Genomic DNA, 20031 nt, shown 5'->3' with positions numbered 1-20031 from the left:
CCTCGCAAGCCTCGTCGGCCAAGTTGAACCAGTGCTGCACAAAGTACATGCGCAACATACGCTCAAGTCCCACCGGCGGGCGACCATTGCCCGGCTTGGGGTAATGCGGCTCGATCACTTCGCATAGCGCATGCCACGGAACGATCTCATTCATTGTGGAGAGGAACACGTCGCGCCTGGTTGCGCGACGGTATTGTTCGAATCCGGCTCCTGCATCGGCCGCTAGGGCAAGGGTCTGTTGTTTCATCGACCTATAACGAAACAGCACCCAATGCGGTGGACTTATTCAGCGTAGCCCTAAGTAAGCTGCACGGCCATTGAAAGCCCTGCGAATGGCTACACCATGTCCACATGGAAGCTGATAAGAAAAAAGGCCAACCCGTAAAGGTTGGCCTTGATTTGCTTGGAACCCGCATGCTTGCTGGGTTTCCGCTGATGGTGCCCGGGGCCGGACTCGAACCGGCACGCCTTGCGGCGGGGGATTTTGAGTCCCCTGAGTCTACCAATTTCACCACCCGGGCGGTATTTGTGAAGACGCAAATTATGGCACAAAATTACACCGATTTACCTTGCCTTTGACAGCGCCTTGGTCAAATCTCTGGACGGTATGTGGGCTTGTTGTTCTGAAATGCAAGCCTGACCGGACCCACTGGGATCAACCGCTCGCATTTGCAATGCGCTAAAGCGGTCAGCACAGATGTCGCGATCAATCAGGCTACCTCGCCTTAATCGGCCTTCCATTGGGTGGGGGCCTGCAAGTTATGGCAAAGTACAGCCATGATTTATTCAACCATTGAAGATGCGATCGGCAAAACACCGCTGGTGGCTTTGCAGCGTTTGGGTGCAGCCGATATGGCGGCGCGAAACAATGTGATTTTGGGCAAGCTGGAGGGCAACAACCCCGCCGGTTCCGTCAAGGATCGGCCAGCTTTGTCGATGATTCGGCGGGCAGAAGAGCGTGGCGAAATCAAGCCGGGTGACACCCTCATTGAGGCCACATCCGGCAACACCGGCATCGCACTGGCCATGGCCGCTGCCATCCGGGGTTACCGGATGGTGTTGATCATGCCCGAGGACTTGTCGATTGAGCGGGCTCAGACCATGAAGGCTTTTGGCGCCGAGTTGATCCTGACCCCCAAAAGTGGTGGCATGGAGTACGCCCGCGACCTGGCTGACAACATGGCCGCGCAGGGTAAGGGCCGCATCCTGGACCAGTTCGCCAACGCCGACAACCCGCGCATTCATTACGAGACTACGGGGCCGGAAATCTGGGAGCAGACCGGCGGCCAAGTCACGCATTTTGTGAGCGCGATGGGCACGACGGGCACGATCACCGGCGTCTCACTATTTTTGAAGGAAAAAAATCCTGCGATTCGCATCATTGGTGCTCAGCCAAGCGAGGGCTCGCGCATTCCTGGCATTCGCAAGTGGCCCGAAGAATACCTGCCCAAAATTTACGACCCGAGCCGGGTGGACGAGTTGGTCTATGTGAGCCAGAACGAGGCTGAGGAAACGTGCCGCCAGATGGCTCGCACGGAAGGTATTTTTGCAGGCATCTCGGCTGCGGGCGCTTGCTGGGTGGCCCAGCAGGTGGCCAAGACGGCGCAAAACGCCACCATTGTGTTCATCGTGTGCGATCGCGGTGACCGTTATTTGTCTACTGGCGTTTTCCCCGCCTGACCGGAGCTGGCTTCATGGCTGAATTTCGTTTTTGTCCGCAATGCGCAACCCCTCTGGCCTGGCGCTCGCAAATGGAAGATGGCGGCGAGACCTTGCGTCTGCGCTGCACAGCCTGCGACTTTACCCACTGGAACAACCCCACTCCCGTGTTGGCGGGCATTGTGCAGGTGGGCGAGCAGATTTTGTTGGCACGCAACGCCGCTTGGCCAGGCCGTCGTTTTGCCCTGATCACTGGTTTTATGGAGGCCGGTGAAACACCCGAAGAAGGCATTCGCCGGGAAATTGCCGAAGAAACCAACCTGAAGGTTTCGGCCCTCAAGCTGATTGGCGCGTACGACTTTCAGCGCATGAACCAGGTGATCATTGCCTACCATGCGGTGGCCGAAGGCGAGGTGCGCTTGTCACCCGAGTTGGCCGAGTACCAAATGGTCGACTTCAAGGACTTGATTTGCTGGCCCGCAGGCACCGGTTACGCCTTGGGCGACTGGCTGCGCACCATTGGCATCGAGCCTACTTTCATGAGTTGGGCCGACCGCGAAGCGCAAAGCCAAGAGCCGAGTCAGGAATCATGATGCACTTCGACAAGGAAATTGACACCAGCGGCCTGAATTGCCCCTTGCCCATTCTGAAAGCCAAGAAGGCTTTGAATGATCTGAACAGCGGCCAGTTGCTCAAGGTGACTGCCACCGACCCTGGTGCCTGGCGCGATTTTGAGGCGTTTGCAAGGCAGACAGGCCACGAGTTGGTCTTGCAGGAAAAGACCGAAACCAGTTTCGTTTTTGGTCTGAAGCGCCGCTGAAATCTGTTGATCAGAGACTCAAACCCTTGAGGTATTCGTGAAACGATGCGCCTACCTGCGGGTGCTGCAAGGCCAGCTCTACGGTGGCCTCTAAAAAACCCTCTTTGCTGCCGCAGTCGTAGCGTTTGCCTTCGTACTGGAAGGCATACACCGCCTCGCGTTGCATGAGGCGGGCGATGGCATCGGTCAGCTGGATCTCACCCCCCACACCCGTAGGCTGGTTGCGAATTTCGTCAAAAATACCGGGCGTCAGGATGTAGCGGCCCGCCACACCCATGCGTGAAGGGGCTTGGTCGGGGCTGGGTTTTTCCACGATTTTCTCGACGCGCATCAGCTGTTTGCCAGCCGGCTCACCCGCCACGATGCCGTAGCGCTTGACATGTTCAAGAGGCACTTCTTGCACCGCCAAAATAGAGCGGCCTTGTTGTGTGTGCGCCGCCACCATTTGAGCCAACACCGATGGCCCACCTTGCAAACCCACAATCAAGTCATCGGCCAGCAAAACGGCAAAGGGCTCGTTGCCGACCATGGCTTCGGCGCACAGCACCGCATGGCCTAGCCCCAGCGACCGGGGCTGGCGCACATAAGCGCAGACCATGTCGTCGGGCTGCACTGAACGCACCAAGGCCAACAGTTCGTCTTTGTGCGCTGTTTCGAGTTCGTTTTCAAGCTCGTAAGCGGTGTCGAAATGGTCTTCGATCGCCCGCTTGCTGCGGCCTGTGACAAAGATCATGTGCCGCACACCTGCGCTGTAGGCTTCCTCAACCGCGTACTGAATCAGTGGCTTGTCAACCACCGGCAGCATTTCTTTGGGCGCTGCTTTGGTCGCGGGCAAGAATCTCGTGCCCAGACCTGCGACCGGGAAAACGGCTTTGCGAATGACGTTGTGGCTCATGGTGGTTTCTTTCTCGGGGGGCTTAGCCCAGGCGTTGCAGCTGCTGGCGAATCTTATCGAGCGTGGCGCTGAACTCGGCCACACGTTTTTGGGTTTCATCAATCACCGCTGGGGGGGCCTTGGCCACAAAGGCCTCATTGCTCAGCTTGGCGTTGGCTTTGGTGATTTCGCCTTCCAAGCGAGCCGCTTCCTTGGTTAGGCGAATTTTTTCTGCGGCCGCATCCACTTCGATTAACAGGCACAGACGTGCTTCGCCCACCACAGCCACGGGGGCAGATTGTGCGGCAACGATCCATTCGGCTTCGGTGTCAAAAACCTTGACCTCGCTCAGTTTGGCCAGTGACTGCAGCACAGGTGCCGCACCTTGCATGAATGCGGTGTCGCCCAGCACATACATGGGCATGCGCGTGGCAGGCGAGACGTTCATCTCTCCACGCAAGTTGCGGCAGGCGTCCACCAGGGTCTTGAGTTTGGCCACATGCGCTTCTGCTTTTTCGTCGATGCGATCGGGCTGACTCACGGGGTAGGCCGAGATGCTCACCGATTCGCCTGGTCGCCCAGCCACGACCGAGACTTTTTGCCAGAGCTCTTCGGTGATGAAGGGGATGATGGGATGCGCCAGCCGTTGGATCGTCTCTAGGGTGCGGATCAGGGTGCGGCGTGTCGCGCGCTTTTGCGAATCGTCGCCCGTGTTGATTTGCACCTTGGCAATCTCCAGGTACCAGTCACAAAACTCGTTCCAGACAAAGTCATAAATGGTGTTGGCGACGTTGTCGAGGCGGTATTCGGCAAAGCCTTTGGCCACTTCGGCTTCGACGCGCTGCAGTTGCGAGACGATCCAGCGGTCTGCCTGGCTGAAGCTCAGGTAACCCTGCGCGGGGCCGCCAACGGCGCACTCTTGCTTGGTGTGCTCTTTCAGGCCACAGTCCTGGCCTTCGCAGTTCATCAGCACGAAGCGGGTGGCGTTCCACAATTTGTTGCAGAAGTTGCGGTAGCCTTCGCAGCGCTTACTGTCGAAGTTGATGCTGCGGCCCAGCGAGGCCAGTGCGGCAAAGGTGAAGCGCAACGCATCGGCACCGTAGGCCGGTATGCCTTCAGGAAATTCTTTTTCGGTTTGCTTGCGCACCTTGGGCGCAGTCTCGGGTTTGCGCAGGCCCTGGGTGCGTTTTTCCAGCAGGGGTTCGAGCGTGATGCCGTCGATCAGGTCCACCGGGTCAAGCACGTTGCCCTCGGACTTGCTCATCTTCTTGCCTTGGGCGTCCAGCACCAGACCGTGTATGTAAACGTGTTTGAAAGGCACCTTGCCCGTGAAGTGGGTGGTCATCATGATCATCCGGGCGACCCAGAAGAAGATGATGTCGTAGCCTGTTACCAATACCGAAGAGGGCAGGTACAGGTCGTAGTCGCTTTGGCTGTTGTTGGTGCTGGCGTTGGTTCCGCTGGCGATCGCACCGGAACCGGTCTTGCTCCCACTCGCTTCGCTCGCAATGTCGCTGCGACCGTTTCCGGCACGCTCACCAGCTGCGTTGTTGGCCTCGTTGCCCCAGCCCATGGTGCTGAAAGGCACCAGAGCGGACGAGTACCAGGTGTCCAGCACGTCGTCGTCGCGCTTGAGTTTTTTGCCTGGCGACACCTTGTCGGCCTGGGCCTGCGCCTCGGCTTCATCGCGACCCACATAGACATGGCCTTCTTCGTCGTACCAGGCCGGTATTTGGTGGCCCCACCAAAGTTGGCGGCTGATGCACCAGTCCTGGATGTTGTTCATCCACTGGTTGTAGGTGTTGACCCAGTTTTCGGGCACAAAACTGACCTCGCCCGACTGAACGGCATCGATGGCTTTTTGCGCAATGCTTTTGCCGGTGGGGTCAATTGGGCTGACTTTGTTCATGGCCACAAACCACTGGTCGGTCAGCATCGGCTCAATCACCTGGCCTGTGCGTGCGCAGCGCGGCACCATGAGCTTGTGTTTTTTGACTTCGATCAATGCGCCCAAAGCGTCCAGATCAGCCACCACGGCCTTGCGGGCCACAAAGCGGTCAAGCCCCCGGTATTTCTCGGGGGCAAGCTGGTTGATGGTGGCGTCCAGATTAAGCACACAGAGGATGTCCAGCTTGTGGCGCTGGCCTACGGCGTAGTCGTTCTGGTCATGCGCAGGTGTCACTTTGACCACGCCTGTGCCGAAAGCCTTGTCCACGTAATCGTCGGCAATGACGGGGATGGTTCGGTCGCAAAGCGGCAGCTTGACCTGTTGGCCGATCAGGGCGCTGTAGCGTTCGTCATCGGGGTGGACCATCACGGCAACGTCGCCCAAAAGGGTTTCAGGGCGGGTGGTGGCCACCACCAGGCCTTGTACGGTTTCGCCATCAACGGTTTGCGGGCCGTTGGCAAAGTCGTAACGGATGTGCCACATAAAGCCGTCTTCTTCGGCGCTCTCCACTTCAAGGTCAGATACCGCGCTCATCAGCACCGGGTCCCAGTTCACCAGGCGCTTGCCCCGGTAAATCAGGCCTTGTTCATACAGCCGAACAAAGGTCTCGGTCACGGTTTTGGACAATTTGGGGTCCATCGTGAAGTATTCGCGGCTCCAGTCCACACTGTCGCCCAGGCGGCGCATCTGGCGGGTGATGGTGCTGCCCGATTCTTCTTTCCACTCCCAGACCTTGGCCACAAAATTCTTGCGTGCCTCTGCGGGTGTGGGGCCCATGTCGTGGCGGCTGATGCCTTGGGCTTGCAGCTGGCGCTCCACCACGATCTGGGTGGCAATGCCGGCGTGGTCCGTGCCGGGAATCCAGGCGGTGTTGAAGCCCAACATGCGGTGGTAGCGGGTCAACGAGTCCATGATGGTCTGGTTGAACGCATGGCCCATGTGCAGCGTGCCGGTCACATTGGGCGGTGGCAACTGGATGGCAAAGGCGGGGGCATTGCCCACAGGGGCGCCCGTGCCCCGAAAACCTGCCACGCCATAACCGCGTTTTTCCCATTCAGGTCCCCAGTGCGCTTCCAGGGCGGCAGGCTCGAAGGATTTGGACAGGCTATCAAGGCCGGGCTGATCGGCCGGTGCGGTGGGGGCGTTGCTCATGGCGGGGTCTTTTCAAAAAAGAAAACGGCACCTCAGCAGATGCCGTGCAGGACAGTCAAAGTCCCAATCCGGTGATTTTACCCAGCCCACCCGAGCTGGCTCAGAGGCAGCATTCGCCTGCCAGCCAGGGCAGATTGAGCATTGCCCTGTTGTCTGTGAAGCTTTGTGTGTTGATTTTTATCAATTGCCAAGTTCAATAGCCTTGATAAATCCATTTCATTGCATCAATCTATTGGGCGGTCAAACGGTTTAGGGCTAATCTGGTATGTCTCTGGCAATTCTGCCAGGGCAACCCACTTGATACCCACAAGGAGATACCCATGGCAGCACTCAAAGGCTCGCGCACGGAACAATGCCTGAAAGACGCCTTCGCAGGCGAATCCCAGGCCAACCGTCGCTATTTGTACTTCGCAAACAAAGCTGACATTGAAGGTCAGAACGATGTGGCCGCGCTGTTCCGTTCCACCGCTGAAGGTGAAACGGGCCACGCCCATGGGCATCTGGAGTTCCTGGAGCAATCCGGTGACCCAGCCACCGGCATGCCGATTGGCTCCACACGCGACAACCTGGCTTCGGCTGTGGCGGGTGAAACCCACGAGTACACCGACATGTACCCCGGCATGGCCAAGACCGCTCGCGAAGAAGGTTTTGACGAAGTCGCCGACTGGTTTGAAACCCTGGCCAAGGCTGAGCGCTCACACGCCAACCGTTACCAGAAAGCTTTGACCGAACTGGTGGATTGATTCACCGGCCAGTCACCCCGTTGCACAGCAATGTGCAGCGGGTTTTTCTCAGACCTTTGGCGACAAAGCCCTTGGAAAAACCCAAAAAATTCCCGCTAGGAGCACACCATGGCCAAAGAAGGCAACCTCGAAGCCCCCACCAGGCACGCCCTCGCATGGGAAAGCCCCGACTTTTACAACGAAGAAAAATGTTTTGACGAGTTGGAGCGCATTTTCGACATCTGCCATGGCTGCCGCCGGTGCGTGAGTCTGTGCGGCTCTTTCCCCACCTTGTTCGACCTGGTGGACGAGAGCAAAACCATGGAAGTCGATGGGGTGGACAAGAAGGATTACTGGCAAGTGGTGGACCAGTGCTTCATGTGCGACCTGTGCTACATGACCAAGTGCCCCTACACCCCGCCGCACGAATGGAACCTGGACTTTCCGCACACCATGTTGCGGGCCAAGGCCATCAAATTCAAAAAAGGTGATGTAGGTGTTGCCGAGAAGTTGCTGGCTTCCACCGATGTGCATGGCTCTCTTGCCGGTATCCCGATCGTGGTGCAGGCGGTGAATGCCGTGAACAAAACAGCCGCCGCCCGCAGCATCATGGAGAGCGTGGCTGGCGTTGATAAAAATGCCTGGTTGCCCGAATTGGCCACCCAAAAGTTTCGCAGCAGCGCCCCGGATGCCAAAGCCGAGAAGGTGGTTGACGGCGCCAAGACACCTGGCAAGGTGGCCATCTATGCCACTTGTTACATCAACTACAACGAGCCTGGCATTGGCCACGACCTGCTGAAGATCCTGGACCACAACGACATTCCCTATGTGTTGGTCGAGAAAGAAAAATGCTGCGGCATGCCCAAGCTGGAACTCGGCGACCTGGACTCGGTCAAGGCCTCCAAGGAAGCGAACATCCCGGTGCTGGCCAAATACGCCAAGGACGGCTTTGCCATCATGGCGGCCGTGCCAAGCTGTGCCTTGATGTTTAAGCAAGAGATCCCGTTGATGTTCCCGGACTGCACTGACACCCAATTGGTGAAAGCCAGCATGTGGGACCCGTTTGAATACTTCATGGCGCGCAAGCGCGATGGGCTGCTCAAGACCGAATTTCCACAAAAACTGGGCAATGTGAGCTACCAGATTCCCTGCCATGGTCGGGTGCAAAACATCGGCAAGAAAACCGAAGAGATGCTCAAGATGATTCCGGACACCCAGATCAACACCATCGAGCGCTGTTCGGGGCACGCCGGCACCTACGGTGTCAAAAAAGGCTCGCACGACATGGCCATGAAGATCGGCAAACCGGTGTTCAAAGCCATGGCGACCATGAAGGATGGCAGCAAGCCCGACTTCATCAGCTCTGATTGCCCGCTGGGTGGGCACCACATCGCCCAGGGCTTTGAGGTCAACGGCCTGGGTGCCCCCGAACTGAACCACCCCTTGACGCTGGTGCGCAAGGCCTACGGCCTCAAATAAGGAACAACGCCATGCAACTGACCGGAAAAATCACCCCTGAGACCCTCATGTCTCTGGAGGCCTACACCAAGTGGCGCAAGCTCAACAAGCCTGCAGTCATCGCCCATCGCAAGCTGCGCAGCGTGCAACTGGGAGACCACATCAACATTCAGTTTGAAAGTGAAACCACGATCCGCTACCAGATACAGGAGATGCTGCGCATCGAAAAAGTCTTTGAAGAAGAGGGCATCCTGCAAGAGATCGAGGCTTATGCCCCGCTGGTGCCAGATGGCAACAACTGGAAGGCCACCATGATGATCGAGTACACCGACATCAACGAACGCAAGCGTGAGTTAGCCAAGCTGATCGGTGTAGAAGACCGCATGTTTGTCGAGGTCGAAGGCCATGGCCGCGTGTATGCGATTGCCGACGAAGACCTGGACCGCGAGACCGAAGAAAAAACTTCAGCGGTCCACTTTGTGCGCTTTCAGTTGGCGCCCGGCATGTGCGCTGCAGTCAAGGCCGGGGCAGGGGTCAAGATGGGATGCGACCACACACATTACCCATCGCACATCGAAGTTGCTGCAGATACTTTGGCCAGCTTGGCGGGTGACTTGAAGTAAAGCCGCAGACCATTGATGGTCACAAAGCCGGAGCGGGTCGAAAGGCCTGCGCCGGCTTTTTTTGTGCAGCCGATCAGTCCAGTTTGATGTTGGCGGCCTTGATCGCCTGGGTCCAGTCGGCGATGTCGCGCTCCAGCAGTTTGGTCATCTCGGTGGGTGCCACAAATCGCACTTCGATGCCTGCTGCATCAGCGCGCTGTTTGCTTTCTGGTAAGTCCAGGCTGCGCTTGACCGCATCGGCGAGCAGGTTCACGGCGCTTGCAGGCGTGCCTGCAGGGGCGTACAGGGCCACCCAGGATTCCAGATCAAAGTTGGGGTAACCGGCTTCGGCCATGGTGGGTACTTGGGGCATGCCTGCGTGCCGTTTTTTGCCGGTCACAGCCAGCGCCTTGAGCTTGCCTGCCTGAATGTGCTGCATCACCGAAGGGGGTGTGGTCATGAAGACCTGCACCTGCCCCGCCAGCACATCGGCAATGGCCTGACCAGAGCCTTTGTAGGGCACATGGACCAGGTCGATGCCGGTCTGTTGTTTGAAAATTTCGGTGCCAATGTGCGAGACCGATCCATTGCCTTGCGACGCGTAGTTGAGCTTGCCCGCATTTTGTTTGGCATAAGCGATGAACTCTTTCATGTTGTTCGCCGGTACCGAGGGGTGCACGGCCACCACGTTGGTGGCCACGGTGATCAGGCCCACAGGTGTCAGGTCTTTCAGTTCCCAAGAAAGTTTGGGCATCAGGATTGGGTTGGCAACGTGGTAGCCCGAATACGACACCAGCAAGGTGTGCCCGTCTTTGGCGCTGCGTGCCACTTGTTGGTAAGCCAGGTTGCCGCTGGCGCCCCCTTTGTTTTCCACCACCACCGACTGGCCGATCAAGCGGCCCAAGGGTTCAGAAATCAACCGGGCCGAGGTGTCCACCAACCCGACTGGTGGCACGGGCACCACCAGGGTGATCGGCTTGCTGGGGAAGGTTTGCGCCATCAGGGCCATGGGCGCGCAAAGGCTGGCCAAAGCCAGCAGGCGGGTAAGTTGTCGGCGAGTGGTCATGGTTAGTCTCTCTTTTTTGGAAGGTCAGAAATCAACGCATGCCAATCTTGGCATCGTTGAAAATGTTTTTGGCTTCGCGGGGCAAGCTGCGCCAGTATTGGTGTTGTGCATCGACGGTGCCGCCCAACGCCACAGCCGCTTCCCAGCCCCAGCGCGGCTTATACAGGAAAGAACGGGCCAGCGCCACCAGGTCGGCATCACCGCGTTGCAGCACGGCTTCGGCTTGGGCAGGTTCGGTGATCAGGCCTACGGCGATGGTGGTCAGGGCCGATGCGGCTTTGACGGTTTTGGCCAAGTGCACTTGGTAGTCTGGACCAATGGCAATTTTTTGCTGGGGCGAGACACCCCCCGATGAGATGTGTACAAACTGCGCCCCGGATTTTTTGAGCTGAATCGACAACTCGGCCGTTTCTTCAATCGTCCAGCCCCCATCAACCCAATCGGTGCCCGAGATGCGCATGCCCAGCGTGCCGCCAAAAGCCTCACGCACGGCTTGGAACACTTCCAGCGGAAAACGGATGCGGTTTTCAAAAGACCCGCCGTAGGCATCGCTGCGCTGGTTGGAAATGGGCGACAAAAATTGGTGCAACAAATAGCCGTGGGCCGCGTGCAGTTCAATCGCCTCAATGCCCAGTGCGTGGCTGCGCCGGGCGGTGTTCACAAAGTCGGCTTTGATTTGGGCCAAGTCAGCCAAGCTCAACTCGGTGGGTGGGGCTTCTTGTGGCAAGTGCGGCAAGGCGCTGGGCGCCACGGGTTGCCAGCCACCATTTTCGGGGGCGATGAGCATGCCGCCGTGCCAAGGTGCAGCGCTGGAGGCCTTGCGGCCCGCGTGGCTGATCTGGATGCACACGGGCATGGCAGGGGCCAGGCGGCGGGCGCGGTGCAACTTGTCAGCCAAGGCCGCCTGGGTGGCGTCGTCCCACAGGCCCAGGCAACCGGGGCTGATGCGGCCGACCGCTGAGACGGCTGTGGCCTCGATGGTGAACAGGCCTGCTCCGCTGTTGAGCAAATTGGTCCAATGCGCCAGATGCCAATCGGTGGCTTGGCCGTTTTCTGCCGAGTACTGGCACATGGGCGCCACCACGATGCGGTTGGGCAAAGTCAGCGGGCCAGAGGGTGCATCGAAAGTGAAGGGTGTGAAAAGCAGACTCATATTTTTTGGGGAGGGTGTGGGTTTGGCGTGAATCATAGGGACCACGGCCGGCTTGCCTTATCCGCTGCGCGACAACCAGCACCAGCCTTGCCGAATTGATGGGGAAGCCTTCAGGAAAAGGCATCCCAAAGTGCCCATTCAGCAGGCAAGGACGATGCCAAGACCAAGGGCTGACCACTGACCGGGTGGGCCAGTTGCAAGCTTTCGGCGTGCAGCCACAGCCTTTGATGTCCGATCAAATCTGCCACCGCCCGGTTCAGAGGCCCTTTGCCGTGTGTGGCGTCGCCAATGATCGGGTGGGCGATGTGCTTCATGTGGCGCCGCAGTTGGTGGCGACGGCCCGTGAGGGGTTGCAAGGCGACCTCGGCGCAGCGGGTGTTGGCAAAGCCTTGTTGCGGCAGCGGCAGCGTGAACTGGCGCAGGGGGGCAAAACGGCTTTGGGCGGGCTGAATTTCGGTGCGTTCGGTGCGGGCGTCGTCAGGCATGCGTTTCAGGGCATGGTCGATCACGCCAGCGTCTGCGGGCCAGCCCCGCACCACGGCGCGGTAAGTCTTTTGCATGCCCTGGCCGCTTTCAAAAGCCTGGCCCAACAAACGGGCTGTGTCGGCGTTCAGGGCAAACAGCAGCACGCCACTGGTGCCTTTGTCCAAACGGTGTGCTGGCCACACCGGGCGGCCCAGCTGGTTGCGGAGCATTTGCAGGGCAAAACGGGTTTCACCCGCATCCAGACCGGTGCGATGCACCAGCAGTCCGGGCGGTTTGGTCACGGCTGCAAGATAATCGTCAAGGTAAAGGATGTCGAGCATGTTGTTCTTATTGTCACCCGCCAAATCTCTGGACTACGAAACCCCTGCAGGCGATTTGCCGCACACGCTGCCCCAGTTTGTGCCGCAATCGCAAGCCCTGATCGAGGTGCTGCGCCAAAAGTCGCCCCAGCAAATTGCCGAGCTGATGGATTTGTCCGATGCGCTGTCGGCGCTGAACGTGGCCCGCTATGAGGCCTGGAGCCCCAAGTTCTCGGCCAAAAACGCCAAGCAGTCGGTGCTTGCTTTCAATGGCGATGTGTACGAAGGCCTGGACGCCAAGTCGCTGTCTTTGAAAGACCTGGAATGGGCGCAAGCCCATGTGGGCATTTTGAGTGGCCTGTACGGTGTGTTGCGCCCGCTGGACTGGATGCAGCCTTACCGCCTGGAGATGGGCACCACACTGCAGACCGACAAGGGCAGCAACCTCTACAAGTTTTGGGGGGCGCAAATTGCCGAATACCTGAACGCCCAGCTGGCCAAAGACAAGAGCCCGGTCATCGTGAACTTGGCGTCGCAAGAGTATTTCAAGTCGGTGGACCGCAAGGTGCTCAAGGCCCGTGTGATCGAATGCGTGTTCGAAGACTTCAAGGGCGGCAAGTACAAGATCATCAGTTTCAATGCCAAGCGGGCGCGTGGCCTGATGGCGCGTTATGCGGTGCAAAACAAGATCAACCACCCCGAAGGTCTGCCGAGTTTTGATCTGGAGGGATACGCCTATGACCCGCAGGTGTCTGAGCCAGATCGCTTGGTGTTTCGCCGCAAGGTGCAAGCATGAGCGACTTCAACAACGCCCCCGAGCAGTCGCAGCTGGGCAAAGCCAGCGCCTATGTGGACCAGTACGACGCGGGTTTGCTGTTCCCCATTCCCCGTGCTACCAAGCGGGCCGAGATCGGCGTCACCCATCAGCCCGTGTTTTTTGGTGCGGACTTGTGGACCGCGTTTGAGCTGTCCTGGCTCAACCCCAAGGGCAAGCCGCAGGTGGCGCTGGCCCACATTACTGTGCCCGCCGAAAGCACGCACATTGTCGAGAGCAAGTCGTTCAAGCTGTACCTCAACAGCTTCAACAACACGCGGCTGGAAAGCGCCGATGCGGTGCGCGACATGATCCGCCGTGACATCAGCGCGGCCATCTGGCATGGCGGTGTGGTGCAAGCCAGTGTGGGCGTGAAGCTTTTGCTGCAAGAGCAGTTTGACGCCGAACCTGTGCATGAGTTGGATGGCTTGAACCTGGACCGCATGGACATCGAGTGCAGCCGCTACCAGCCTGCGCCCGACTTGCTGAGCGCACAGATGGATGAACTGCCTGTGACCGAGACCCTGGTCAGCCATTTGCTCAAAAGCAATTGCCTGGTGACGGGCCAGCCCGACTGGGGCAGCGTGCAGATTACGTACAGCGGCCCACAGATCGAGCAGGCTGGCTTGCTGCAATACATCGTGAGTTTTCGCAATCACAACGAGTTCCATGAGCAATGCGTCGAGCGCATCTTCATGGACATCTGGACGCGCTGCAAACCCACCAAACTGACGGTCTATGCCCGCTACACCCGGCGCGGCGGGCTGGACATCAACCCCTGGCGCACCAGCCACCCCGGCATCTTGCCGCCGAACGTGCGCACGGCGCGGCAGTGAACGCATTCACCGCGTTCCCCAATATGTCACCCACCACCCGCCGCGTTCTCCAGGCCCTTTTGTACGAGGCCATTGCCATCGCTGTTGTCGGACCCGTTTTGAGCTTGGCCTTTGACAAGTCGCCCACCTCCACATTGGGCCTGGCGGTCGTGTTGTCGAGCATTGCGCTGACGTGGAATTACGCCTTCAACTGGCTTTTTGAGCGCTGGGAGTCGCGCCAATCCGTGCGTGGTCGCTCTTTTGTTAGGCGGCTGGCCCACGGTGCGGGTTTTGAGGGCGGCTTGGTCATCATTCTTTTGCCCGTCATGTCGCTGTGGCTGGACATATCGCTAACCGCTGCCTTGGTAGCTAATTTGGGCCTGCTGGCGTTCTTTTTCTTTTATGCCATCGCCTTCACCTGGTGCTTCGACCGGGTCTTCGGATTGCCCGCTTCTGCTCAGGCGGGCGATTAAAACTGGGGCTGATGGTAGGATTTTTCTTCTATTCATATCATAAATTGATATGATTAAGCCATGAAATCATATCAACGCTGGATTTGGCAGCTCCCTGATTGGCCAGCGCTGGCGTTTGACGCCCAACGGGTCCAGGACCTCTTGGCTGCGGCCAGAAACGCCCAAGGGGTTCTTTTGGGCAAAGCCGAGGCGATTGGCCTGGAAGGCCTGCAGCCCCACATCCGTGACTCACTGACACAAGAGGCACTGACCACCTCAGCGATTGAGGGCGAGAAGCTTGACCCTGAAAGTGTTCGGTCCTCCGTGGCCCGGCGCTTGGGGCTCGACACGTCGGGTGCCCCCGTGCGCGAAGGCAGGCGCAACATCGAGGGGCTGATTGATGTGTTGCAAGACGCTACCCTGAACACCGATTCACCGTTGACGCTGGAGCGGCTGTGCAGTTGGCACGGGGCGCTTTTCCCCACAGGTTTTTCGGGCATGCAGCGGATCGATGTGGGTGCTCTGCGTTCTGTGCCCATGGAAATCGTCAGCGGCGCTGTGGGCCGCAGCAAGGTGCATTACGCCGCGCCGCCTGCGGATGGCCTGGCTAGCCAAGTGGACGCTTTTTTGACGTGGTTCAACCAAACGCAGCCCAAGCTCGGCACTCACCCGATGGACGGCCTGGTGCGTGCCGCTGTTTCTCACCTGTGGTTTGAGACGCTGCACCCCTTTGACGATGGCAACGGGCGTATTGGCCGCGCCATCTTGCAACTGGCACTGGGCCAAGACATGGGCCAGCCCGGGCGCATCGTGACGCTGTCCAGGCAAATCGAATCCAGCAAAGACCGCTATTACAGCGAGCTTGAGCGTGCACAGCGTTCCAAAAGCATGGACGTGACGGCATGGGTTGAATGGATGCTGGAACAAATTGCGCTGGCCAGCGAATTCGCCAACCGCACCATTGATTCGGCCATTCAACGCATCCGATTTCAGGCGACGATGTCGGCAATCTCGCTCAATGAGCGGCAGCAAAAAACCATGAAAAAGCTGCTGGATGCTGGCCCCAAGGGTTACGAAGGCGGCATGACAACGCGCAAACACGAACGCATCGCGCAAACCTCCACGCCCACGGCAGCCCGTGACCTGATTGAGCTGGAACGGCTTGGGCTGCTCACCCGGTACGGTGACGGCCGCTCGACCAGGTATTACCCATCCATTGAAGGCTGGGCCGAGGACGATGCCAAGCTGGGCAAAGCCAGCGGGAAAGCTGATGGTGCGGCTGATTGAACAAGCAAGACCCAACCCCCACCGCCCCTAGCGCTGTTCAAGATGCTGTCCAAAGTGAGTTGCGCCATGTGCGTGCGCTCATGCAACTTGATCAAAAGGAAGACCAGGCGCAATTCAAGCTCAAAAATGCCAGTGCCAGCATCAAAGAGCGGCGTCGGCGTGGCCTGACCTGGTACCCCGTCACCATCACCCAAGAAGACATCGGTTTTGGGGGCAAGGTGGTGCTGGAGTTAGAGCGCCCGGCCACTCGGCAAGACCTGCATTTGTTTCAGGTGGGCAAAAACGCTTGTGTGTTCAGCAATGCGCCCGGCTATTCGGGGCCTGACCGGCCCGTGCTCAGTGGCGTGGTGACCAGCGTGCGGCGCAACAAACTGTTGCTGGCCACCACCAAAGAAACGCTGCCCGACTGGGTGCTGAACGCCAGCACCCTCAACGGCAGCACCCCAAACGGCAGCACGCTGGGCATCGACCTGACGTTTGACGAGGTGAGCTACCGCGAAATGAACCAAGCCATGGCTGACGTCATGGGCGCACACGGCAACCGCTTGGCCGAGCTGCGCGACGTGCTGCTGGGCGCCAAGCAGGCCAGCTTTCGCGAGCACAAAGCTGACGACTTGTTTTACCCCAGCGCGCTCAACGACTCGCAGCTGGTGGCTGTGCGCCACGTTGTATCGGCCCAAGACGTGGCCATCATCCACGGCCCGCCCGGCACGGGCAAAACCACCACGCTGGTGCAGACCATTCTGGAAACCGTCCGGCGTGAGCGGCGCGTGCTGGTGTGCGCCCCCTCCAACACCGCTGTGGACCTGCTGACCGAAAAGCTGGCCGAGCGCGGTGTGAATGTGATCCGCTTGGGCAACCCCAGTCGCGTGTCGGACCTGCTGCTCCAGCACACGCTCGATGCGGGTGTCATGGCCCATGCCAGCTACGCCAAGATGCATGCGATGCGCCAAACCGCCGAACAGCACCGTGAAACGGCCAGCGAACTGGCCAAAGAAGGCGTCCGCAATTTTGGTTTCGAGGGGCGCTAACAGCGCCAATGGCTGAAAGAAGAAGCGCGCACCCTGCGCCAAGCCGCCGACGATTTAGAGCGCTTCATGACCGAGGACGTGCTCGAGTCGGTGCAGGTCATCACCTGCACGCTGGTGGGCGCCAGTAACCGCCACATTCGCCACCTGAGCTTTGAGACGGTCTTTATTGACGAAGCCGCCCAGGCCCTGGAGCCGGGTTGCTGGATTCCCATTGCCAAGGGCCAGCGCATTGTGCTGGCGGGCGACCACCACCAACTGCCGCCCACGGTGAAAAGCGAAAAAGCCGCCCAAGAAGGCCTGCGCGAAACCCTGTTTGAAAAGTGCATCCAGCGGCAGCCGGGCACTGCCCGCATGCTCACAGTGCAATACCGCATGCACGAGCAGATCATGGGGTTCAGCTCTGGCCAGTTTTATGGCGGCCAACTGGTGCCGCACCCCAGCGTGCGACACGCGGGCCTGGCGGCTTATGACCTGTGTTTTGCGCCCGACCTGCCCGTGGAATTTATCGACACGGCGGGCTGCGGTTTTTTGGAGGTTTCCATTCCCGAGAGCCGATCCACCGCCAACCCCGAAGAAGCCAACTTGCTGCTGGAGCGACTGGCCCAGCTGCTTGCGCCCTATGACCCAGCAGAACACGACGAACACCAACACACCCCGCTGAGCATCGGCGTGATTGCACCGTACCGTGCCCAAATCAACTATTTAAAAGACGCTATTGAAGACAACGAAATGCTGAACGGTTTGCTGCTGCAACGCAGGCTGAGCGTGGGCACCGTCGACTCGTTTCAGGGCCAAGAGCGCGACATCATTGTCATATCCCTCACGCGCAGCAACCCCCAAGGCGAGATCGGCTTTTTGTCAGACATTCGCCGCATGAACGTGGGCATGACCCGCGCACGGCGCAAGCTGCTGCTGGTCGGCGATTCGTCCACGCTTTGCAGTCATCCGTTTTTTGGGGAGTTGCTGGGGTATGTGAAGGGAGTGGGGGGCTATCGGGTGGCGCTTTAACTTATTCGCCCTTGGGCCGATTTGACTTCGCCCGAGCTTTGGGCTTGCTCGGCGGCGCTGGTTTGGGTGCATCCAGCAAACTGGGCGAAGGTGCTGTTGCCAGGTAGTTGGCTTTGCTCACCACCTTGTTACCCGTCTTGGCCTCTAGCGCTTTGCGGGCGTTACCGGCAATCTTCCCGCCCTCTTTGGCGGAAGTGTGGTTCTCATCAAAACCCAGGGCATCGCTGCGGCGCGCAATCTCGGTGGTGCTGGCCTCGCCCAGCATGGTGAAGATCAACTCCAGGTCTGTCATGTGGTCGCGCAGGTTATTGCCAGTCTTCACCACGTCCAAGCCTTTGAGCTGACTGTGTTCGCCTGGCGTCACGCCAAAGGTGGCGCGGGCAATTTCGGCAGTGAGTATTGAATACTCTTTACCCTCAGCCACGCCGCGCGCTTTCCACTCGTCGGTCAACTCCCCGCGCACAGAGATGGAGCGCAGCCGCTTCTCGATCCATGCTTGCGGATAACCCTTGGCCTGGTACAGCTCGCGGGCGCGGGCGCTGGCCAGTTCGGGGTTTTCTATTTCTTTGACGCGCTCGTAACCCACCTGCGCCAGCCAGCGTTTGAAAGGCTCGGCCTTGGGCGACGGGATGGACTGGATGATGCGGAACAGGCCTTCGGTGTTGGCGCAATTCACCCGCTGTGCACCGCCTGCCGTCGGAACACGAAGGGTGGTGGCAATTTGCCCCCACCCTTTGGCCAGCTCTGGGTCACGACGGCGCAGGTCTTTCACGTAGCCCTCTGGCTGCACCGAATCGGTCAGCACACCCACCACGTCAACGATGGCAAACCACCATTCCTCGTTGTGCCAGACGCGGCGAATTGTGGTTTCTTGGAATACCGCGATGTGGTGCGCAGGTTCGTTGGGAGAGCTGATTTTCTTCATATTGCGCACAGTAAAACTGTTATTTTATACAGTGATATGCAATTGCGCCAACCGCTATTTGTTCACTGAAGTGATTGCAGCACACACGCAGGCTGAGCGTGGGCACTGTGGATTCGTTTCAGGGCCAAGAGCGCGACATCATTGCCATCTCGTTGACGCGCAGCAACCCCCAAGGCAAGATCGGCTTCCTGTCTGACATTCGCCGCATGAACGTGGGCATGACCCGCGCACGGCGCAAATTGCTGCTGGTGGGCGATTCGTCCACGCTTTGTCGCCATCCGTTTTTTGTGGAGTTGTTGGCTTATGTGAAGGGGGTGGGGCGGTACCGCACGGCTAATGAGGTGCCCTAAAATGGTGCCCGTTTGCGCGCTTTTTGCCGTCAGGGGCAGACAGTGTAAACCCGTGACAAAACGGCACGGGTAAGAACACCGAATGCCATCAGTCCCAATTTGGGACTAAAATACCACCATGCGACTTATTGCCGTATCCACCCTCAAAACATTCTGGGAAAAGCCCGGGCGCGGGGACGCAGAGGACGCCTTGAAAACTTGGCACGGCGAGGCATGTCGCGCCAAATGGAAATCTCCAGGCGATGTCAAAGCTCAATACGGAAATGCCAGCATCGTTGGCAACAACAGGATCGTCTTCAACATTGCTGGGAACAAATATCGGCTCATCGTCGCCTTTGCGTACCGGATGCAAATTGCTTACATCAAGTTTGTGGGCACGCATGCCGAATACGACAAGGTCGATGCGGCCTCAGTGGATCAGTCTTGAGCGTCAAGGAGAACATCATGGAAATCACCCCCATCCGTACAGAAAAAGATTACCGTGCAGCACTGCGCGTGGTGTCAACGCTGGTGGACCAAGACCCATCGCCTGACTCACCCGAAGGCGAACGCCTGGATGTGCTCTCGACCTTGATAGAGGCCTACGAGCGCAAGCACCATCCGATTGATTTGCCCGACCCCGTGGAGGCCATCAAATTCCGCATGGACCAAGCGGGGCTGTCGATCAAAGACCTTGAGCCGATGATCGGTCAGCCCAACCGCGTTTATGAAGTGCTCAGCCACAAACGCCCCCTCACGCTGCGCATGATCCGAAACTTGAACAAAGGTTTGGGTATCTCCGCGCAAGTGCTCATCACGGACAACACCAACACGCCCCGCTCACCATCGGCGTGACTGCAACATACCGCAGGCTCAGCGTGGGCACCGTCGACTCGTTTCAGGGCCAAGAGCGCGACATCATTGCCATATCCCTCACGCGCAGCAACCCCCAAGGCGAGATCGGCTTTTTGTCAGACATTCGCCGCATGAACGTGGGCATGACCCGCCCCCTGCTGACGGATTTGCCCCAAGGTGCGCATGCGCGTGAGGTTATAGGCGGTCATCGTCAGCACAAACATCTGATCGACTTTCTCCAGCCCCCGCACCATCACCTGCGCCATGTGGCCCACC

21 protein-coding genes, 1 tRNA gene and 2 pseudogenes are annotated in these 20031 nt (G+C 58.8%); 16 read left to right on the top strand and 8 right to left on the bottom strand.

From position 1 onward, the window contains the following. Both B9Z45_RS15475 and B9Z45_RS15470 read right to left on the bottom strand, forming a co-directional pair. Positions 1 to 247, bottom strand: a 247-nt coding sequence (locus B9Z45_RS15475) for a transposase (protein ID WP_146180858.1), incomplete at its 3' end; no start/stop codon positions are given. Positions 248 to 436: 189 nt separating this feature from the next. Further along, positions 437 to 521 (bottom strand) — tRNA-Leu (locus tag B9Z45_RS15470). A 256-nt stretch (positions 522 to 777) separates the two neighbouring features. On the opposite strand from B9Z45_RS15470, the gene cysM reads away from it, so the two are divergent. Genes cysM through B9Z45_RS15455 form a run of 3 tightly spaced genes read left to right on the top strand, consistent with a single transcriptional unit; the run spans position 778 to position 2479 of the window. After that, positions 778 to 1680, top strand: coding sequence for a cysteine synthase CysM (gene cysM, locus B9Z45_RS15465; protein ID WP_108408113.1), 903 nt, complete (start codon positions 778 to 780; stop codon positions 1678 to 1680). Positions 1681 to 1694: 14 nt separating this feature from the next. Next, the gene (locus tag B9Z45_RS15460; RefSeq protein ID WP_108408112.1) at positions 1695 to 2252 is read left to right on the top strand and encodes an NUDIX domain-containing protein; all 558 of its coding nucleotides are present in this window, start codon (positions 1695 to 1697) and stop codon (positions 2250 to 2252) included. Further along, a complete protein-coding gene (locus B9Z45_RS15455; protein ID WP_199221929.1) occupies positions 2252 to 2479 on the top strand; it encodes a sulfurtransferase TusA family protein in 228 nt (75 codons plus the stop codon). The genes B9Z45_RS15460 and B9Z45_RS15455 overlap by 1 nt, the downstream gene beginning before the upstream one ends. Positions 2480 to 2489: 10 nt before the next feature. On the opposite strand, the gene galU is transcribed toward B9Z45_RS15455, so the two are convergent. Together galU and B9Z45_RS15445 are read right to left on the bottom strand one after the other, a co-directional pair. After that, positions 2490 to 3374: a UTP--glucose-1-phosphate uridylyltransferase GalU gene (gene galU / locus B9Z45_RS15450; protein ID WP_108408110.1), complete on the bottom strand. Its 885-nt coding sequence runs from the start codon at positions 3372 to 3374 to the stop codon at positions 2490 to 2492. 22 nt (positions 3375 to 3396) lie between these two features. Continuing rightward, positions 3397 to 6453 (bottom strand): valine--tRNA ligase, encoded by a 3057-nt coding sequence (locus B9Z45_RS15445; RefSeq protein WP_108408109.1) that lies wholly within the window; start codon positions 6451 to 6453, stop codon positions 3397 to 3399. Between the two features lie 320 nt (positions 6454 to 6773). Here B9Z45_RS15445 and B9Z45_RS15440 point away from each other — a divergent pair, with 320 nt between their 5' ends. The 3 genes from B9Z45_RS15440 (at position 6774) to B9Z45_RS15430 (ending at position 9256) form a co-directional block, all read left to right on the top strand. Further along, positions 6774 to 7196, top strand: coding sequence for a rubrerythrin family protein (locus B9Z45_RS15440; RefSeq protein WP_108408108.1), 423 nt, complete (start codon positions 6774 to 6776; stop codon positions 7194 to 7196). 108 nt (positions 7197 to 7304) lie between these two features. After that, a complete protein-coding gene (locus tag B9Z45_RS15435; RefSeq protein WP_108408107.1) occupies positions 7305 to 8654 on the top strand; it encodes a (Fe-S)-binding protein in 1350 nt (449 codons plus the stop codon). Between the two features lie 11 nt (positions 8655 to 8665). Further along, the gene (locus tag B9Z45_RS15430; RefSeq protein ID WP_108408106.1) at positions 8666 to 9256 is read left to right on the top strand and encodes a DUF3501 family protein; all 591 of its coding nucleotides are present in this window, start codon (positions 8666 to 8668) and stop codon (positions 9254 to 9256) included. Between the two features lie 73 nt (positions 9257 to 9329). On the opposite strand, the gene B9Z45_RS15425 is transcribed toward B9Z45_RS15430, so the two are convergent. From B9Z45_RS15425 to B9Z45_RS15415, 3 genes are all read right to left on the bottom strand, one after another. Then, positions 9330 to 10301, bottom strand: a complete 972-nt coding sequence (locus B9Z45_RS15425) for a tripartite tricarboxylate transporter substrate binding protein (protein ID WP_108408105.1) — start codon at positions 10299 to 10301, stop codon at positions 9330 to 9332. A 31-nt stretch (positions 10302 to 10332) separates the two neighbouring features. Further along, positions 10333 to 11454: an NADH:flavin oxidoreductase/NADH oxidase gene (locus tag B9Z45_RS15420; RefSeq protein WP_108408104.1), complete on the bottom strand. Its 1122-nt coding sequence runs from the start codon at positions 11452 to 11454 to the stop codon at positions 10333 to 10335. A 110-nt stretch (positions 11455 to 11564) separates the two neighbouring features. Then, positions 11565 to 12260 carry a pseudouridine synthase gene (locus B9Z45_RS15415; protein ID WP_108408103.1) on the bottom strand — a complete coding sequence of 232 codons (696 nt, stop codon included), beginning with the start codon at positions 12258 to 12260 and terminating at the stop codon, positions 11565 to 11567. Here B9Z45_RS15415 and yaaA point away from each other — a divergent pair. From yaaA to B9Z45_RS17280, 6 genes and pseudogenes are all read left to right on the top strand, one after another. Continuing rightward, positions 12259 to 13035, top strand: a complete 777-nt coding sequence (gene yaaA / locus B9Z45_RS15410; protein WP_199221928.1) for a peroxide stress protein YaaA — start codon at positions 12259 to 12261, stop codon at positions 13033 to 13035. The two genes, B9Z45_RS15415 and yaaA, sit on opposite strands and share 2 nt — an antisense overlap. Further along, positions 13032 to 13889 carry an NADPH-dependent 7-cyano-7-deazaguanine reductase QueF gene (gene queF / locus B9Z45_RS15405; protein ID WP_108408101.1) on the top strand — a complete coding sequence of 286 codons (858 nt, stop codon included), beginning with the start codon at positions 13032 to 13034 and terminating at the stop codon, positions 13887 to 13889. The genes yaaA and queF overlap by 4 nt, the downstream gene beginning before the upstream one ends. After that, complete coding sequence (locus tag B9Z45_RS15400) at positions 13886 to 14341, top strand: PACE efflux transporter (RefSeq protein WP_370445854.1); 456 nt, start codon at positions 13886 to 13888, stop codon at positions 14339 to 14341. The genes queF and B9Z45_RS15400 overlap by 4 nt, the downstream gene beginning before the upstream one ends. 60 nt (positions 14342 to 14401) lie before the next feature. Continuing rightward, entirely contained in the window at positions 14402 to 15607 is a 1206-nt protein-coding gene (locus B9Z45_RS15395; RefSeq protein ID WP_108408099.1) for a Fic family protein, read from the top strand. An 80-nt stretch (positions 15608 to 15687) separates the two neighbouring features. Beyond that, positions 15688 to 16905: pseudogene (locus B9Z45_RS17630) on the top strand (AAA domain-containing protein); the annotation flags it as partial. After that, positions 16906 to 17646, top strand: a complete 741-nt coding sequence (locus B9Z45_RS17280; RefSeq protein ID WP_255562053.1) for an ATP-binding protein — start codon at positions 16906 to 16908, stop codon at positions 17644 to 17646. Position 17647: 1 nt separating this feature from the next. Here the strand turns inward: B9Z45_RS17280 and B9Z45_RS15385 are convergent, their stop codons facing one another. Beyond that, positions 17648 to 18571 (bottom strand): Bro-N domain-containing protein, encoded by a 924-nt coding sequence (locus B9Z45_RS15385; protein WP_108408098.1) that lies wholly within the window; start codon positions 18569 to 18571, stop codon positions 17648 to 17650. Between the two features lie 74 nt (positions 18572 to 18645). Here B9Z45_RS15385 and B9Z45_RS15380 point away from each other — a divergent pair, with 74 nt between their 5' ends. The 4 genes and pseudogenes from B9Z45_RS15380 to B9Z45_RS17430 form a co-directional block, all read left to right on the top strand. Beyond that, entirely contained in the window at positions 18646 to 18921 is a 276-nt protein-coding gene (locus B9Z45_RS15380; RefSeq protein ID WP_233252224.1) for a C-terminal helicase domain-containing protein, read from the top strand. 118 nt (positions 18922 to 19039) lie between these two features. Then, on the top strand, positions 19040 to 19348 hold the full coding sequence (locus tag B9Z45_RS15375; protein ID WP_108408097.1) for a type II toxin-antitoxin system HigB family toxin: 309 nt from the start codon (positions 19040 to 19042) through the stop codon (positions 19346 to 19348). Positions 19349 to 19365: 17 nt separating this feature from the next. Further along, the gene (locus tag B9Z45_RS15370) at positions 19366 to 19755 is read left to right on the top strand and encodes a type II toxin-antitoxin system HigA family antitoxin (protein ID WP_108408096.1); all 390 of its coding nucleotides are present in this window, start codon (positions 19366 to 19368) and stop codon (positions 19753 to 19755) included. Beyond that, positions 19752 to 19847, top strand: a pseudogene (locus tag B9Z45_RS17430) (AAA domain-containing protein); the annotation flags it as partial. The gene B9Z45_RS15370 and the pseudogene B9Z45_RS17430, both read left to right, overlap by 4 nt. Between the last annotated feature and the right edge of the window lie 184 nt (positions 19848 to 20031).

It is taken from the genome of Limnohabitans sp. 2KL-17 (assembly GCF_003063415.1).
GTDB lineage: Bacteria > Pseudomonadota > Gammaproteobacteria > Burkholderiales > Burkholderiaceae_C > Limnohabitans_A.
Note: the sequence above shows the minus strand (reverse complement) of the source record. Positions and strands in the feature narration are given on the sequence as shown.

Bases quoted from the DNA above. Each gene is read 5' to 3' on its own strand.
- queF (WP_108408101.1), top strand. From the start codon at position 13,032: ATGAGCGACTTCAACAACGCCCCCGAGCAGTCGCAGCTGGGCAAAGCC.
- B9Z45_RS15440 (WP_108408108.1), top strand. From the start codon at position 6,774: ATGGCAGCACTCAAAGGCTCGCGCACGGAACAATGCCTGAAAGACGCC.
- B9Z45_RS15460 (WP_108408112.1), top strand. From the start codon at position 1,695: ATGGCTGAATTTCGTTTTTGTCCGCAATGCGCAACCCCTCTGGCCTGG.
- B9Z45_RS15420 (WP_108408104.1), bottom strand. From the start codon at position 11,454: ATGAGTCTGCTTTTCACACCCTTCACTTTCGATGCACCCTCTGGCCCG.
- B9Z45_RS15375 (WP_108408097.1), top strand. From the start codon at position 19,040: ATGCGACTTATTGCCGTATCCACCCTCAAAACATTCTGGGAAAAGCCC.
- B9Z45_RS15370 (WP_108408096.1), top strand. From the start codon at position 19,366: ATGGAAATCACCCCCATCCGTACAGAAAAAGATTACCGTGCAGCACTG.
- B9Z45_RS15425 (WP_108408105.1), bottom strand. From the start codon at position 10,301: ATGACCACTCGCCGACAACTTACCCGCCTGCTGGCTTTGGCCAGCCTT.
- B9Z45_RS15455 (WP_199221929.1), top strand. From the start codon at position 2,252: ATGCACTTCGACAAGGAAATTGACACCAGCGGCCTGAATTGCCCCTTG.
- yaaA (WP_199221928.1), top strand. From the start codon at position 12,259: ATGTTGTTCTTATTGTCACCCGCCAAATCTCTGGACTACGAAACCCCT.
- B9Z45_RS15415 (WP_108408103.1), bottom strand. From the start codon at position 12,260: ATGCTCGACATCCTTTACCTTGACGATTATCTTGCAGCCGTGACCAAA.
- B9Z45_RS15395 (WP_108408099.1), top strand. From the start codon at position 14,402: ATGAAATCATATCAACGCTGGATTTGGCAGCTCCCTGATTGGCCAGCG.
- B9Z45_RS15430 (WP_108408106.1), top strand. From the start codon at position 8,666: ATGCAACTGACCGGAAAAATCACCCCTGAGACCCTCATGTCTCTGGAG.
- B9Z45_RS15435 (WP_108408107.1), top strand. From the start codon at position 7,305: ATGGCCAAAGAAGGCAACCTCGAAGCCCCCACCAGGCACGCCCTCGCA.
- B9Z45_RS15385 (WP_108408098.1), bottom strand. From the start codon at position 18,571: ATGAAGAAAATCAGCTCTCCCAACGAACCTGCGCACCACATCGCGGTA.
- B9Z45_RS15445 (WP_108408109.1), bottom strand. From the start codon at position 6,453: ATGAGCAACGCCCCCACCGCACCGGCCGATCAGCCCGGCCTTGATAGC.
- cysM (WP_108408113.1), top strand. From the start codon at position 778: ATGATTTATTCAACCATTGAAGATGCGATCGGCAAAACACCGCTGGTG.
- galU (WP_108408110.1), bottom strand. From the start codon at position 3,374: ATGAGCCACAACGTCATTCGCAAAGCCGTTTTCCCGGTCGCAGGTCTG.